We start from the raw sequence: 15351 nt of genomic DNA on the forward strand, positions 1-15351 counted from the left end.
GGACCATCCCGCTGTCTGTTTATTGCAATAATACATTTTTTGGATTTAAAGTTTTCCAGCCTTGGCATTAAATATCGGTTTAGGGCACATCCAAATTCGGAATGGTGGACGAATATTGATTGGATCAATGCGGATATCAATTCTATCCATTTATTTTGAGAAGGAATGCTCAATTTTAATAGCAAGCTTAACAAGCGTTAATTTGATTAGACCATCTACCTATAAATAACTAAAAAATGAAAAAACTACTGCAATACGGATTAGCCTTAACGGCGATGGCCATCTTGTTTTTAGGGCAAACTGGATGTCAATCTTTTTCAGGCTCTGGCGAAAAAGGGGAAGTTGTGAGCAACAGCCAGTTTCAAGAACTCAAAAAGCAAAAAACAAGCGATGGGAAACGTGTAGCCGTGATGGGCAGGGTAACGGTAGCCAATTCAAACCTTACGCTAAAGATGGGAAGCCCAACCAGCATGACGGTTGACGATCAAGAGGGCAAACTGATCGATTTCTTTGATTTGTACCATGGAAAAGGCAAGAACGAGTTTTTTCTGCCTGCAGATTTTACGCCGAAAGACCTCAAACTATATGATAACGATGGGAAACCCCACAATTATGACGAAATTGTTCAGCTATCGTTTACCATGAAAAGAGTAACGGAGGTTCGGCCTGAGCAAGATCCCCTTACCGGCGCCTATGTTTGGAAATACGAACAACTTAGGATAGATCCGGTGAAGTAGGATTTATTTCCTGTTTCAGGCACTCCAAATGAGCCTTTAGGCTTTCTTCGCCAATCGCATCCAACAATTCGGTTATGCCATAATAGTCGATGGCGGCAATAATATCGACGCGGGCAAGCAACTGATCGGTGGCTGTTACAAAAGCATTTAATTGATGTATCTGTGAAGTGAGGTCAACACGGTTTGGCGCTGCACTTTTTAGCGTAAATCTCATACTCGTTTCTCCAATTAACTCTAAAGTTTGTTTAAATGGCCATGCAGACAAACACAAAGATACATCCCTTATTTTAATTCGTTGCATTTTGCCTAACATGGCCAATTTCTTGTTGTTTTGGTTCTTTTCGATGCAACCATCCAGCACTGCCTTTGCCATGCTTGTTGCTAATCGGCTAAAATTAACATCGCCAGCCTTAAGCAAGCCAACCCTTTGAGTATTATAACAAAATCATGCGATGGCATTTAATCATATAGCAATAAATTGTTGCCTATGGGTAAAAAATAACAACATGAGTTGATACGAGATGCCAAAACCTTTCTTAAAAGGCATCAAAACAAGGTTTACCAGGCTATTTTATTGGCCACGTTAAAGCAAGAAGCGATGATTTATAGCGCAAAAACGGTTCATAATTAACCACCTGATAGCTAAAATTTGCTATTGAATAATTTCCATATAGCATGAATTAGCTATTATTGCTGTTATACAACGACTAGTCACCAATCTAACCCTGTACTTTTGCTATATTCATCCCGTTTATGAAAAAAAGTGGCGCTATCGCAATAGTCTTCGACGACCATCTCTTGTTTGCGGATTCCTTTTCGGCACTTATTGAACGGCTTGAGCTTTTTCGTGCCGTACATACCATTAGCGAGGAACGCGAATTGATCAATTTCCTCATCCGGCATTCGCAATCGCCCATTTACCTCTTTTTAGACTACTACCTCAAAAACAAAAACGGCCTTCCGCTCATTAACGAAGCCCGGCGACTAAACAAGCAAATTACCATCATCGTGGTGAGTTCTGTAGCCAGTCCGGTTGCCATTACAAATATCTTGAGCTACAATCCGCAAGGTTTAGTCAGCAAATCATCGGGTTTTAATGCCATACTGGAATGTTTAACCGTAATTGATGAGGGCGGTCAATACATCTCTCCTGTTTTGAGCGACATCATTTCAAATGTAAACCTATCCAAAAAAATACTGTTTACGGGGCGCGAGCTCGAAGTGCTGCAGTATTTTGCACATGGATTGTCAATTGCCCAAACCGCAGAAAAAACACACCTGAGCAAACACACGATTGTAGCCCACCGGCGGAAGATGATGGCAAAGGCAAATGTCAATTCCATTACAGAGCTGTTGTCTTATGCGCGCGAACAAGAACTCATCTGATGCCGCCATTATTAAATCTCCCCTATTCAATGAATCCCTGCCCCCGCCTTTTTACAAGCTTCTTTTATTGTCTAACCCTGTTTTGTTTGCTCTTGGGCAATCAAACAGCCCTTGGCCAAGTTAAAACCGATGCCACCAAAGAATTCGCCAAGCTAAACCAAGCCTACCATTCGGGGCACTTGTTGGCTGGCCAATATTTTCTCAAGGCCGATTCGCTAACCCATCAATTATTATCCGAAGGCAAGCATTTTGAAACCAAGGAGCTGGTCAGCCTGCTCGAGCTATACGAAGAACTCGCCTGGAGCAAGGACGAATACCGCCGGGCGCGCATCAGTTATTATTTCCTCTTTTTCAACAATGCGCGCATCTTTAAAAAGAAAGGTGCTTCCATGTATTACGCAGAAAAAATCACGGCAGAATACAAAAAGAACGGCGAAGAACATCCTTTGGTTGAACAGTTGCAAAAATGTAAAATATACCAGGAGCAAAGGCTTTACAACAAGGTGATCGAGCTATACAAAAACGAGAAAAATTACCTGGAAACCCTGCCTTTGTTGTTGCAGCGACGCGTTGTAGACGAAGCGGTTGGATTAAACGCCATGTATATTTTGTCGCCTACCCTGATGGGCTACATCAAGATGAACGATACGGCAGCCGTACGCCAAACCGCACAGTTGGCCCTACAAATCGGCACTGCCATTCAGCACAAATACCCGATCAAAAGAAGCCAGATGCTTTACAACGATTTGTTGCTCATCGACATCGAACATTCGGTAGCCAATTTTGAACACCGCTACAATGATGCAAAAGACTTGCTCAACCGCATGCAAAACCTGAAAGTTACCTATAAAGACCAGGCCACAAACTTTATCGACATTAACGTGGCGCGGCTGCGGATAGAAAACTACCTTAACCTCAAAAACCCAGACAGCCTTAGCGCTTATATTGCGAAATACGAATCCTCACCTAATTTTGGCCAAAGCCAAAGTGCAGACCTCGACGAATACAAAGCCAAACTGCAGCACCTAAAAGGCGATGACAAAGGCGCCTATGCTTACCTTACCGATGCACTGAAGCATGAAAGAGATTTACAGGCGAGCCTCATGACAGAATCAAGCGACCTGCTTTACGCCTATACCCAGGCCGAGCATAGCCACATTGCCTTACAAAAGGCCGAGCAAATTAAACAGCAACGCACTTTTTGGCTAGTGCTTATTTCTATCGGCGCATCGGTGCTGATCCTGACCATTTACCTGATTATGGTTTACAGAAGCAGAAAAGCTAGGGCCCAGGTAGAAGCCCTTAACCATGCGGCCAACATGCAGGTTATTGCTATGGAAGAAGTGAAATACCAAGCTGTAAGGGAAGAGCAGCAACGGCTGGGACAAGACCTGCATGATGGCCTTTCTTCTTCCATTGCCGCTTTTAGGAACCAGCTCGAAGTACTGTCGATGGATATTGAAGATATTCCTCTGAGGAATAAATTTATGGCGCTTCATGTCACGATGGCCCAAACCTATGAAACCGTAAGGAACAAGAGCCATGAATGGTTCAGCGCTGATACCCAACGGGAACTCTCTTTCGAAAAGCAGATCAAAATGCTAACCGATGGCTCCCTGCCCGATAACCGCTATCAAAAAACCATCCACATTGACGATAGCTCGTTAACCGGCATTAGCACGGATACCCGGATTAGTTTGTTGCGCATTATTCAAGAGGCCGTGACCAATATCATCAAGCATGCCAAAGCCAAAAGCGTAGAAATCCTGATCTACGAAGAAGCCGAGCACTTGATACTTACCGTGAACGACGACGGCATTGGCTTGGCAGAAAAAAAATCCGGCAAGTCGAACATGGGCCTGGAATCTATCCGTAGGCGCGCCAAATACCTAAATGGAGAACTCAAAATCAATTCCGGTACGAAAGGAACCGAAATCACGATATCGATTCCAATCGTATTGGCTTAAGCTATTGCTGCATAATTAGTGCACCGGAGCAATCTTGGCCGTTTTGGCGGCAGCCGGGGCAACCTTCGATACAGGCGCATATTTAATGGCAGGCGCAATTTTGGCATCCTTTTTAGCCGGTGCATTATTCGATTGCTTGTCAATGCTTTTAACCAGCGTATCGGCCTTTGGCTTTACTGTTTCTTTTTGCACATTTGCTTTTTGCGCCTTAACGCCAGTTACAATTAACAGGGCGCTTAAAAGGGTGAAGATCTTTTTCATGATTTCCTGTTTTTGATAGGCTTATTGTTCCTTATTGCCAGTTTTGGTTGCGGTTTTGTTCGTATCGGGAACTACTGGCGGAATAGAATCGGCGACCTTCTTGTTTTTCTTTTTGAAGAGATTGTTCAATTTTTCGTCGGCTTTGTCTAATGCCTTGTCAGTAGTTTTGTCGGCCGTTTTATTTATCGCCTTATCAACTACCTTGTCGGTCGATCGGTCAACTGAATTGCCTAAAGCAGTTTTTGCTTTGGCTTTGAGTTTGCTCAAAAATTGTGCTTGTGCTACCCCTCCTACACCTAGGGTGAGGAAAAAGATAAAAATTACTTTTTTCATCTGTTTAATTTTTTGATAAGTGATGAAACCTCTTGATTTATTCGTTCCGCTAACGATCCGAAAATCTTTGGTCTTAATTTTTGTTAAGTAAAAGTAGTCCGGATAGGCATGCGGGTCAATCGTTAAAAAAGATGATTTTTTGATCAAAGTGGCACGATGTTCCTGTCTATAAACCACTTACTGTAATCTATACCATATTCGCCACCATAGTTAATACATATTTCGGTATGTGCCTTGATGTTCTCGTGGGCGGTAAATACCATCTGCCTTGCTTCCCTGTTAAGCAGATACACCGCATTGGGGTATTGCCTATGGTTGTACATGGAGCCAAAGCCCATGGTGAGCGACAACGTATTTTCTTCCTTATTGAAATAAAAGCTGTAATCCATGATGGCGGTGGCGCTCAGCGCAGCAAATTCTTCGGCAGGGATAATCATAACCGGACAAACTTCTATGATTTCTCCTTCGGCAAGGTTTGTAGTACAAAAAACACCCCTGCCCTTGCCCTTTATGGTTTTTAAGTACAACTGTTTTTCCATCGGTATCTATAAGTTGTTTTATAATGACTTCTTATTCATTGGCATTGGGAAAATAGACCTCCCGCTGATCGCCTGGCTTGCCATTATAGTTGATGGTAATTTCGCAACCCTGCTCAATGGTTTGATAGGCGTAGATATTAAGCGTGTTCCTCCGTCGCGAAAAGGTGTAAAAGGCATTAGCCATGGCCGAATGATTGTAAAAAGAAGCATAACCAAAACCAAACGCGGCTGGCCTATCAGACTTGTCAAACAAAAAATAGTAATGAAAGAGCTTGGTAAGCCGCAGGGTTTCTTTTTCATCGGCAGACAAGAAAACAACGGGGGCCTGTTCTATCAGGCTCCCTTTCCTTATTTTGCTTTTGGCAAATACACCACGACCATGAAGCGGACTTTCCTTGACTTCAATATGCTGTGGCTGCTCAATCCTACTCGTGAAGAACATCAGTTTCCTTTATGTTGGGTATTGGCATTTTTAGCCTCCCTTTCTTTGGCCGCTTTAGCTTCCGCTTCCCGTTTGGGGTCGGTAGCCGCTGCTTTGGGATCTTTTGCAGGGCTTGCCTTCGGATCATCATGCTGGGCTAGTTTGGCATCTTTGGCTGCCCTTGCTGCAGCTGCCTTTGCGGCCTCCTCTGCTTTGGGGTCGATGCGTTCGGCCTTCGGGTCTTTTGCAGGGATTGCCTTTAGATCGTCATGCTGGGCTAGTTTGGCATCTTTGGCTGCCCTTGCTGCAGCTGCCTTTGCGGCTTCTTCTGCTTTGGGATCGCTTCGTTCGGCTTTCGGGTCTTTTGACGAAGTTGCAGGAACAGCAGTTTGGTTGCTGCCCGGATTTACCGTTTCTTTTTTTACCACAGTGGTTTGTGCTTTCACTGCCGTTACAAACAGCAAGGAGCCTAAGATGGAAAAGATTTTTTTCATGATATTTTAATTAATACTGTATATGCTAAACAACAAGCCTCTATTTTGCAGGCCTATTCCAATAAATTCCGCACGGCATCGAAGTCGAAGTTTTTGGTAAAATTCTCGACCAGACTTTGTCCAATAGGAGTTTTGACGTACCTGTAGGTCAATTCGATGAAGTAAGGTTTTGCCGGATTTTTTTCTGAACCCTTAAAATAATCGGGGTTATATTTATAGAGCGTCATGCCATTTTTATTGTCCCAAAAACCACTAAAAGTGAACGAACCGGTTTTTTGGGCATCTTCTTTGGTATCGGCATTGTAGGTATCGACGGATACATTATCGTTAGGCCCAGCGCCATAGCTGTTTTTCCAAGTAAAAGTTTCTGGCTTGGGCTTTACCACTGCTGGCTGCGCCAACCAGGTTGCTGTATTTTCTTTCAGGGCCTGTTGTACAAGCGCTTTTTTAGCCTCTATTTTTTGTTGCCAATCGGGGTATTTGGCCTTTTTGACCACAAGGTTTCTTTTGCCGTTTTCATACAACTGAGGGTATTTCTGGGGATCTTTCATCATCCCTGCAGATTCGGCGTCAATCTCCTTGATCTTATCGGCAATCAGCAACCCTTCCCTTTGGTAATACACCAGTAAGGCTTCGAGATATTCTTTGCGCGTAACCGGAATAAACAACAAAGCGCCAGGTTTTGTATAATACCAATGGCGGGTCATATACACGCTGCGATTGCCTTGTTTCACCGTGCTTTCGGGTACATCTTGATAAAAGCCTTTGCCATTATTGATATTTTTGGAAGCATCCATTTTGATGAAATCGTGTAGCGCGATAAACTTTCCGTTGTATTTTTTGGGCGTTTCATAATAATAAGCTTCATCCCCAAAAGAAAAGGCATTTTCTATCCCTGTATAACGGTTCACGTAGGCGCGAAAAACATTTTCGTACTCGCTGTTGACCAGCAGTTTATTTTTGACACAGATATATTCGTGGTAGCCCATATTGAGATCATAGCTTGCCAATGGATAGTTGCCCGCCAAGGTGGCTGGGGCATTGCCCGAAAAAGTGGTTTTGAGTACACAACCTGCCAGGTTATAATTGGCACGGCTTTGTTTTTCGAGTGTTTCAATTTTGGTGAGTATGGCATTCGCCGTTGTTTTATTGGCCGTTGTACCCAATTCATCGAACCAATGCGCCTTTTGTTGGGGCCATTCGCAGTGGGCTGCGTCGATGTGTTTTCCCGGCAGGGCCTCCAGGTCTTTTGACGATTGGCAATTCTGAGCATTTACCCGCTGGATTGAAGCCAAGAATACTACTGCTACAAAGAATAAGTACTTCATAAACTACCGGATTAAAATTGTTTTCTTCCCGATAAAATTAGGTTGCCCGAGCAAGCTTGGCAATCATTAAAAAAGATGGTTTTTTATTTTCCCAATCGCAACGCGTTGGCGAACCCCGGCTCAGAAAACAATGGGCCGGATGCACCGAGCTATGGCGGAGCGCAACAGCACAAAAACCAGCTATGATGACCGACTATATTCTTTCCGATGGGATGCTCCCTGCCGAAGAAGATGCCATTGTAAGCGCAACTATGGCCTCCTGCAAACCATGGTTATTTTGGCGCACTGCCCTGAACAGGACTATTGCTTTTGATATAAATATTCCCCAACAATATATTGGCATTGCTACAATACCAGCCAATACGTTTGTACGCTTGCCCAACAGGCATGGCGTTGTCGTTTTTGATGATTTCCTTACCGTTTACCGAAATGGAAACGGAAGTGCCATTTACCGATACGCTTACATGTGCCACATCTTTTTCTTTAAATGCCGGAAGCTTTACCTCCTGATACATTTCCTTGTATTGGCCATTCCTGAATTTACATTCCGTGATGGTTTCGCCAGACATGGCCATGCCGAAGTCCATTCCTTTGTCAATCGCGCTGCTCATGTTCATCGGCTGCGGATATTTGGCTTTCGGATCGTAGGCATCCAGCCTGAAATAATGCGATACTCTTTTATTCGAAATACCTGAGCCAAAATACACGTCATAATTTACGGTATAGCTGGAGGTGAGCGGGATATCCAAATCCGGATAAAAAGTGAACTTTTCAGGAATAACAATCCATTTGCCGTTTTGCCCACCAGCATTGGTTAAAGAAGCGTTGGCAAAACCATTTCCTGCCGTATGCCATTTTTTGGCGGCTATTTGGCCAATGGGATAGCCTTCAAAATCTTCGTACAAAATGGTATAAGGATCTTTGTTTTTGGTCGTTGCCGTTGCCGAAATCGTTACTGGCGCCGAAGGCACATTGCCCGAAGATTTTGCGGGGGCTTTTAGGGGCTTATAAACCATATTTTTCCTTGCCTCGGGCTGTGAAAGCCATTTGGCCACCTCATCAAAATTGAGATTGTTCAATAAGCTATACGCCATATGCGATAGGCCCGTGCCGAACTTTGTATCAAATTTGGCCAAATTTTCTTCTACCGTAACAGTTGTTGGCGTTAAATTGAAATAGGTCCAAAGTGGGTTATCCGTTTTGGTCTGGTCGACGGTTTGCTGCGTAGTAGTGACCAGTATAAAATATTCAGGAAAGCTTTTACTGATAGGACTGCCGTTGATGATGGTAGCAGCATCAAGTACGGCATGGCCATTATCGTCGTGTATTTGGTCGCTAAAGTTCGCATTGCCCCGCAATTTTACCACTTCATTGTAATAAGGTTTCAATCTCTCCAAAGCTTTTTTGATGGGCTCAGCCGAGTAGGGATTTTTTTGCAAAATAGAGGGATAAGCGGCCAATTGCTGCTGAATATAGGCCACCGCATCTTTTACCAGCACAGGTTTAAAAGGCCATTCGCCGTTTTTAGCAACCACCACGCCCATCCTGAAAACTTGGTTGCCGTTGTTGTGGTAATGATCAAGATAAGTACGGTAGCCATACAAATTGGGCTGGATTCTTTTGTCGATGTTTTCTTTAGACAATTGGGCATCATCGTCGCCACTTGTAAACTGCGCCTGCTCTGCAAAGAAATATAAACCACCGGGATTAAAACCTTTGATATATGTACCGGGGAAATCGTTAAACCCGGCAACCAGACGCTGCCCCTGCTCGCAACACCTCAGGTCTATTTTTCCATGGGCAAAATGTGTGTCATATCCCAAAAAATTTACGCCATAACTATGCAAGGGGCCATTGCCATCCACATACCAGCGGTCGTCATTTTTTGCAATGGTCCGCATAACTACGCCACGTGGCAAATAAGATTGCTGGATCCAGCTGATGAGTAAATCCGATGCCTGCTGTTGCCATATAGAATAGGTAGCACCACCGCCATACTGACTTTTAATGGGTTTGTAAACCGCTTTGGGGTTGGGCGGATTGGAAACATATTGCCAGCCTATGATAGAATCGCGGTTGAGTTCCTGATCGCTTTTTTGAGCTTTTGCCACAAAGGCAAGCAACAACACACATAAGGTAAGATATATTTTCATGACGATGTTTTTAGGGTTTGATTTCCAATCTTATTTCTCCATTTACCGTTCCAGGCATATAAGCCGTCGGCTGATTGGCAATAGGCAATACCTGAAGTACATAAGTGCCCGTAAGTGTTTTGTTGCTGCTGTTGTAAATGAGGCTACAGGTCATGGTTACATTGGCGTCTTTTTTTAAAACAATGCTCAGGTTGTTTCCATTAATCCTATAGCTGCCAGCTTGCAGGGATGTCATGGCTTCGGGTGTCCATAAGCTGCAACTCACCTGGCCGCCAACAAGAAACTTAAAAGCTACGTCGCTAACCGAATGGCCTATATTTCCAGTTACCCACATGCGGGTGAGCTTCCAGGTGTACAGGGTAAATTTGGCGGTTTCGCGATCGGCTAGCGTTGGCAATTCCTTAACCGTACCCAAAGGCAGCTTTGTTGGCAGCTGTGGCAATTTTGCATCGATTACATTTTTTTTAGGTGGCACCTGTGGTGGTGCTTCCTGTGCCTCTGCAACAACAATGGAGAGTGCCAGGCTTAGTAAAAAAATAATTTTCTTCATGATTTTTGAGAATTAATAATGCGGAACAAATGTGTTATTCAATCTCCGGAACAAATTATGGTTGATCATCAGCCCTTCGTCAGCACATTATCGTGCCTTACCAATTCACACCCTGCCGGTGCGACAAGCTGGCCATGCCAAATGTATTTTTTTGCGCAAAGGCATTTACTGTGGCAAACAGGAAAATGATCACTAAAAACGATTTGTTCATGGGATTGATTTTAGGGCTGATGGTAGTATTTGCTCTTGATTTCGGGAATTAATGCGACTAGTTTTTTGATCCTTGTTTCATCAGAAGGATGTGTAGACAGAAATTCGGGCACCTTGTTTTTATTTGCCGCACTCATGCGCTGCCAAAAAGGAATGGCTTCGTCGGGGTCATAACCCGCCATAGCCGCAAACATCAATCCCAGTTTATCGGCTTCGCTCTCTTGCATGCGACTGTTGGGCAGTGCCAGCGCGAGGTTAGAACCTACCAGATAGAGGCCGAGAAACAATGCCTGTGTTTCCTGTTTCTTTTCCTTCATTGCTTCCTGTAGCACCATGCCACCGAGGTTAATCAACAGGCCTTGGCTCATGCGTTCATTGCCGTGGCGCGCAATAGCATGGGCAATTTCGTGACCCATAACCACCGCCAGTGCATTTTCATTTTGCGTGTAAGGCAACAGTCCGGTATACACCACCACTTTGCCCCCAGGCATGCACCGGGCATTTACGGTAGTCGCATCGATGGTATGGTAATCCCATTTAAAATTTTTGAGGTCTTTGCCCAGGTTGTTTTCCTGCATATACTTTTCTACCGCCTGCTGGATTTTTGTACCTACCCGCGTTACCAGTTGGGCTCTTTCATCGTATGGAGAAAGAGTTGCACTGCTTTTTACCACCGAATCGTATTGCGTTAATGCCATGGCGGTTATCATGGCATCAGGCACCAAATTGATTTGTTTCCTACCGGTAATGGGTATGGTTTTGCAAGCCAAAAACCCTGTTGCAAACAATGCCAAAATCAAGGATAGGGCCTTTTTCATGACAGGTTATTTGATGCCTTTGAGTAAATCCTGGGCTTTGTTGCCGAATAGGGGCAATGGCTTTTGCTCGCCGTTAACCGCACTGATGAGTGCAAGAACCCAAAGCACCAAGAAACCCAACAGCACAAGGCTAAGGGACAGGGAGATCATGCGACCCAGGTATGGGGTAAAGGCAAACAGCATCTGGACTATACAAATCCCAAATGCACAAAGCATCAAAAACAACGATTGCCTGATGTGAAACAAGGCCAACTGACTTTTATTTTTGCCCAACTGAACGTAGGCTATAATCCATCCGATAATTGTGATGTAACTGATGATGGCCACGGTTTTCTCGTCCATTTCCTGTGTTTGCTCCGTATTCATTGCTTAAATATTTAATGGTGAAAATGAAATTTACGAGGTAAAAGTAGCCTAGAACAAGAGGCGCATCAATCGTTAAAAAAGATGATTTTTGGAGGCCGTTGGGGAGGGGCAAAAAAGGGATGGAGAATATGGAGCGCTCGAAGTTGTACTCTAGATAAATAAAAAGGGTCATAGCAATATGGCCCTAAAACAATCAATTGATTGCTTTATCTCTTGGCTTGTAGTCACTGTATCTTATGGCATCATAAACATGATTAAGATAGCCAAGAAAAACTTCTGGAGATTCTATATTGCGGTACGGTTTTTTCTGCCGACAATGGCTTTGTGATAATTTTTGAAGATACTAGCCTTACATTCCAGATAGTTAGTCAACAATCAACAGATCCCATTTCTTCACCAGATTCCATTCTCCGTTCTGTTTTTCAAAATAGAATTCGGCTGATCCATTTGGATAAGCGCATTGCAGAATCGCCTTTTCCATTTTCAAATTAAAAACCGCTCTGTTGATATTAAAGTCGTAATCCACGATGTATTCCTTATTTACAAGCAACGGCCTTCTTCCTGGATTAGTGGCTACAAGTTTGGTTTGCAAAAAAGCAACCCTGTTTCCATAAGATGTATCTCGCCGTCTAGACAAATAACTATCGCCACGCAGGAATTGATTGAGCTGGCTGATATATACCTTAGGCAATTTCAAAGCCTTCAAATTGTTGGGGTAGGTTGCTAATGCGTCGACGGGATTCGCAACATTTTCTTGTGTATAGATATTCTTAAAATTATAGAATCCAAATCCTCCAGGAACCAGGGTAAGCAGTTCATAATCCTGCTTCATCCACATTTCTACTTTTTGAATGCTATCAACATTTATATCATCAACCTTTGCACACAACAAATCGGACTGGATAATAAAGTATCTGTCCTTGATCTGTACCTTGCGTTTTGCATATTCCGATTTCACATGAAAATCCATGAATTTAGCCATGATTGCATTTAAATCGGCTCCAAATTCACTTTGGGGATTACCGTAGATACCGGAGCCTATCTTTTTCAGGTACCGTTCAAATTCTACATCATCTTTCGCATCGTAAATCTTTTTCAACTCGATTTGCGCAAATACGGTGCTGTTTACAACCAGCAATAGCAAGCATACAAACAATCTCTTGTACATCATGGGCATAAGATCTCAAATGAAAATTTATCTTAAGATATAAATAAGTTGTTAGCTTTTTGCGATGCATTATTTTTCTCTTGCCAAATGTTTCTCTATGTAGCTTTTAAGGTTATTGTTACCTTACAGCAAAGGGCCGAAACCTAGTTCAGTTTCGGCCCCTTATATTAGCTGTCCGGCCTATAGGTTTTCCTGGTAAAAAGGAATCAGCTTATCCAACGCAATCTTTACGGGTTCTGGCTTGTCATACAGGTCGTAATGCGACCAGCCTTTACTGTAGAAAAATGGGCTTAAGCTAGGGATTGAAGTAAGAACCGTACTAAACCCTTTGATAAAAAACAAGACAAAGACCCCTTTTCGAGCTTGGCATACATCAATAGGCAAGCAAGGGAGAAAAGGTGAGGCAGATTTATCCTGAATATTATTCTTGTCCGAATTCCAATATATACTGCGCCACAAACATTTTGCTTATATTTATGTTAATGAACATATATCTTATTTCTAATTGATATGGAAAGATCAGAAATTATAGCGTTGCTCGAAGTAATCAACCAACAGGTAAGCTCATCAATACTGGGCGGAATGGAAGAAGAGTATGAAGAACTTGAAAGTATGGGCCTGATCACGATCGACCGCAAATCGGTACAATGGGCGGCGGCGATGACCCCTGAAGGAAATGCCTATCTAGGGCATAATTAGTCCATCGCCGGTTGTAGCCACAATAGTTTGCCAATTCAATTGGCGAAAGCATGGACCTGCCGTGCAACTATAGCCAATCCAACGGTCCAAAAGACAACTATGCCGTCCGTCAGTTGCATCTCGTCAGCAACGGAACGACACGACGGCAATAAATGTACCCGAGACCTTAGCGGGAAATCGAACACATCATCAATTTTGTTTACTTGAGCCGATAGATGATTACAAACTCACCCCTCTTTTCCAAGGAATAAAGTCGTCTTGCTCTAACGAAACGGCTTTAGGGATTTCTATCCCGCTGGCCACATTGATAATGTAATGCAGGATTCTTTCGCCAGACGCCTCAATACTTTCTGTGCCTTCAATAATTGTCCCACAGTCAATATCTATTATATCTGGCATTTTTCTGGCCAATGCCGAATTGGTTGAAATCTTAATTACAGGTGCTATCGGATTGCCTGTGGGCGTACCCAAACCTGTGGTAAATAAAACAATGTTCGCCCCAGCAGCTACTTCGGCAGTGGTACTTTCTACATCACTACCAGGCGTACATAAGAGGTTTAGCCCTGCTTCCGTAACCTTTTCTGGATAATCCAATATAGCTACAACTGGAGAATTCCCTCCTTTTTTCGCTGCGCCTGCCGATTTGATAGCATCGGTAATTAAACCATCGCTGATATTTCCGGGGGATGGATTTGCATAAAAACCTGAACCATCTTGTTCTGCCCTAGCATTATAAGTTGTCATCAGATTCATAAATCGCTGGGCTACTGATTCGTTTACACACCTGTCGCTTAATTCCTGCTCAACACCACAAAGTTCAGGAAATTCTGATAAGATTACCGAGCCTCCCAAAGCTACCAATAGATCTGACACATAGCCAATAGCAGGATTCGCAGAAATCCCAGAAAAACCATCCGAACCTCCACATTCTAAACCTATGCAAAGCTTATGTAATGGCGCAGGTGTTCTTTTTTGCTGATTTGCATTTAACAAACCTGCAAATGTTTGCTTCAACGCATCTTTTAACATTTGATTTTCTGTACCAGAAATCTGCTGTTCTAAAACAACTAACGGCTTATCAAATTTAGAATCGCGTTTATAGATTTCATTCATTAGGATGCTCGTCTGCGCATGTTGGCATCCCAAGGATAAGACGGTTGCACCTGCCACATTGGGGTGAGTAATATAACCTGCCAGCAAGCCACATAAAGCATCCGAATCCATTCGAATTCCTCCGCAACCCAAATCATGTGTCAGGAACTTAATGCCATCCACATTGGGAAAGACCCTATCTCTCTGTTTTCCGCCTTGGCAATCTTCAAATTCAACGGCTAAAATATCATGAACAGCCTGCCCGCTTTGATATAGACTGATTAACTGATCTACTTCAGTAGCCCAGCCTTTTGCCCTTTTGTAGCCCAATTTTTCTACAAGCGCTTCTTTCAATACGGCTACATTTCTGTTTTCGCAGAAAACCATCGGAATAACCAGCCAATAATTTGCCGTTCCAACACTGCCATCGCTACGGGCAAAGCCATTAAAAGTTAAATTATCAAAATTTGTGGTATCAGGCTTTTGCCATTCTAATTTGCGTTGGCCCATACCAAAGGAAGCGGTGGCATGAACTACATTGGCAACGGTTAATGCCCCTCCTGCCGGAACAAAGGTTTTTGTTTTGCCTACCAATACCCCGTACATATAAAGAGGATCTCCTACCTGAAGATCGGTGGCACTAAACTTATGTTTTCCTTGGATATTGTCTTTAAGATTGAATGTTTTTCCGTTAAAATCTACTGAAAAGCTTTTATCTAAATCTTTTAAGGCAACCAACATATTATCTTTCGGGTGAATCTGCAGATAACTTACTTGCGTATCGTTCATAATTTATGTAAAAATGTTTTTCATTAAGAGCACATTTCTT

The 15351-nt window shown here is 43.2% G+C and carries 17 protein-coding genes; 4 read left to right on the forward strand and 13 right to left on the reverse strand.

The window, feature by feature from the left end; translation table 11 throughout:
* Positions 1 to 236: 236 nt before the first annotated feature.
* Positions 237 to 737: a hypothetical protein gene (locus VRU48_RS09025; RefSeq protein ID WP_330107596.1), complete on the forward strand. Its 501-nt coding sequence runs from the start codon at positions 237 to 239 to the stop codon at positions 735 to 737.
* Here the strand turns inward: VRU48_RS09025 and VRU48_RS09030 are convergent.
* Complete coding sequence (locus VRU48_RS09030; RefSeq protein ID WP_330107597.1) at positions 715 to 1155, reverse strand: hypothetical protein; 441 nt, start codon at positions 1153 to 1155, stop codon at positions 715 to 717. The two genes, VRU48_RS09025 and VRU48_RS09030, sit on opposite strands and share 23 nt — an antisense overlap.
* A 335-nt stretch (positions 1156 to 1490) precedes the next feature.
* On the opposite strand from VRU48_RS09030, the gene VRU48_RS09035 reads away from it, so the two are divergent.
* Positions 1491 to 2123 carry a response regulator transcription factor gene (locus VRU48_RS09035; RefSeq protein ID WP_330107598.1) on the forward strand — a complete coding sequence of 211 codons (633 nt, stop codon included), beginning with the start codon at positions 1491 to 1493 and terminating at the stop codon, positions 2121 to 2123.
* Between the two features lie 86 nt (positions 2124 to 2209).
* Positions 2210 to 4090, forward strand: a complete 1881-nt coding sequence (locus VRU48_RS09040) for a sensor histidine kinase (RefSeq protein WP_330107599.1) — start codon at positions 2210 to 2212, stop codon at positions 4088 to 4090.
* A gap of 15 nt (positions 4091 to 4105) precedes the next feature.
* On the opposite strand, the gene VRU48_RS09045 is transcribed toward VRU48_RS09040, so the two are convergent.
* The 11 genes from VRU48_RS09045 to VRU48_RS09095 form a co-directional block, all read right to left on the reverse strand.
* Positions 4106 to 4351 carry a hypothetical protein gene (locus VRU48_RS09045; protein WP_330107600.1) on the reverse strand — a complete coding sequence of 82 codons (246 nt, stop codon included), beginning with the start codon at positions 4349 to 4351 and terminating at the stop codon, positions 4106 to 4108.
* Positions 4352 to 4372: 21 nt separating this feature from the next.
* Positions 4373 to 4684 (reverse strand): hypothetical protein, encoded by a 312-nt coding sequence (locus VRU48_RS09050; RefSeq protein WP_330107601.1) that lies wholly within the window; start codon positions 4682 to 4684, stop codon positions 4373 to 4375.
* Between the two features lie 143 nt (positions 4685 to 4827).
* A complete protein-coding gene (locus VRU48_RS09055; protein ID WP_330107602.1) occupies positions 4828 to 5223 on the reverse strand; it encodes an SET domain-containing protein-lysine N-methyltransferase in 396 nt (131 codons plus the stop codon).
* Between the two features lie 31 nt (positions 5224 to 5254).
* A complete protein-coding gene (locus VRU48_RS09060) occupies positions 5255 to 5665 on the reverse strand; it encodes an SET domain-containing protein-lysine N-methyltransferase (RefSeq protein ID WP_330107603.1) in 411 nt (136 codons plus the stop codon).
* Positions 5665 to 6138 carry a hypothetical protein gene (locus tag VRU48_RS09065; protein WP_330107604.1) on the reverse strand — a complete coding sequence of 158 codons (474 nt, stop codon included), beginning with the start codon at positions 6136 to 6138 and terminating at the stop codon, positions 5665 to 5667. Before VRU48_RS09065 ends, VRU48_RS09060 begins: the two co-directional genes overlap by 1 nt.
* Before the next feature lie 53 nt (positions 6139 to 6191).
* The gene (locus tag VRU48_RS09070) at positions 6192 to 7466 is read right to left on the reverse strand and encodes a hypothetical protein (protein ID WP_330107605.1); all 1275 of its coding nucleotides are present in this window, start codon (positions 7464 to 7466) and stop codon (positions 6192 to 6194) included.
* A gap of 272 nt (positions 7467 to 7738) precedes the next feature.
* Positions 7739 to 9619 carry a hypothetical protein gene (locus VRU48_RS09075; RefSeq protein WP_330107606.1) on the reverse strand — a complete coding sequence of 627 codons (1881 nt, stop codon included), beginning with the start codon at positions 9617 to 9619 and terminating at the stop codon, positions 7739 to 7741.
* 10 nt (positions 9620 to 9629) lie between these two features.
* On the reverse strand, positions 9630 to 10169 hold the full coding sequence (locus VRU48_RS09080) for a hypothetical protein (protein WP_330107607.1): 540 nt from the start codon (positions 10167 to 10169) through the stop codon (positions 9630 to 9632).
* Between the two features lie 221 nt (positions 10170 to 10390).
* A complete protein-coding gene (locus tag VRU48_RS09085) occupies positions 10391 to 11197 on the reverse strand; it encodes a M48 family metallopeptidase (RefSeq protein ID WP_330107608.1) in 807 nt (268 codons plus the stop codon).
* A gap of 6 nt (positions 11198 to 11203) precedes the next feature.
* On the reverse strand, positions 11204 to 11563 hold the full coding sequence (locus VRU48_RS09090; RefSeq protein WP_330107609.1) for a magnetosome magnetite crystal formation protein family: 360 nt from the start codon (positions 11561 to 11563) through the stop codon (positions 11204 to 11206).
* A gap of 364 nt (positions 11564 to 11927) precedes the next feature.
* Positions 11928 to 12734, reverse strand: a complete 807-nt coding sequence (locus VRU48_RS09095) for a hypothetical protein (protein ID WP_330107610.1) — start codon at positions 12732 to 12734, stop codon at positions 11928 to 11930.
* Positions 12735 to 13241: 507 nt separating this feature from the next.
* Here VRU48_RS09095 and VRU48_RS09100 point away from each other — a divergent pair.
* Positions 13242 to 13430, forward strand: coding sequence for a hypothetical protein (locus tag VRU48_RS09100; RefSeq protein ID WP_330107611.1), 189 nt, complete (start codon positions 13242 to 13244; stop codon positions 13428 to 13430).
* A gap of 219 nt (positions 13431 to 13649) precedes the next feature.
* Here VRU48_RS09100 and VRU48_RS09105 read toward each other — a convergent pair whose 3' ends face one another.
* Positions 13650 to 15311 carry a UxaA family hydrolase gene (locus VRU48_RS09105; protein ID WP_330107612.1) on the reverse strand — a complete coding sequence of 554 codons (1662 nt, stop codon included), beginning with the start codon at positions 15309 to 15311 and terminating at the stop codon, positions 13650 to 13652.
* Positions 15312 to 15351: the final 40 nt, after the last annotated feature.

The sequence above is a fragment of the Pedobacter albus genome, assembly GCF_036324255.1.
Classification (GTDB): domain Bacteria; phylum Bacteroidota; class Bacteroidia; order Sphingobacteriales; family Sphingobacteriaceae; genus Pedobacter; species Pedobacter albus.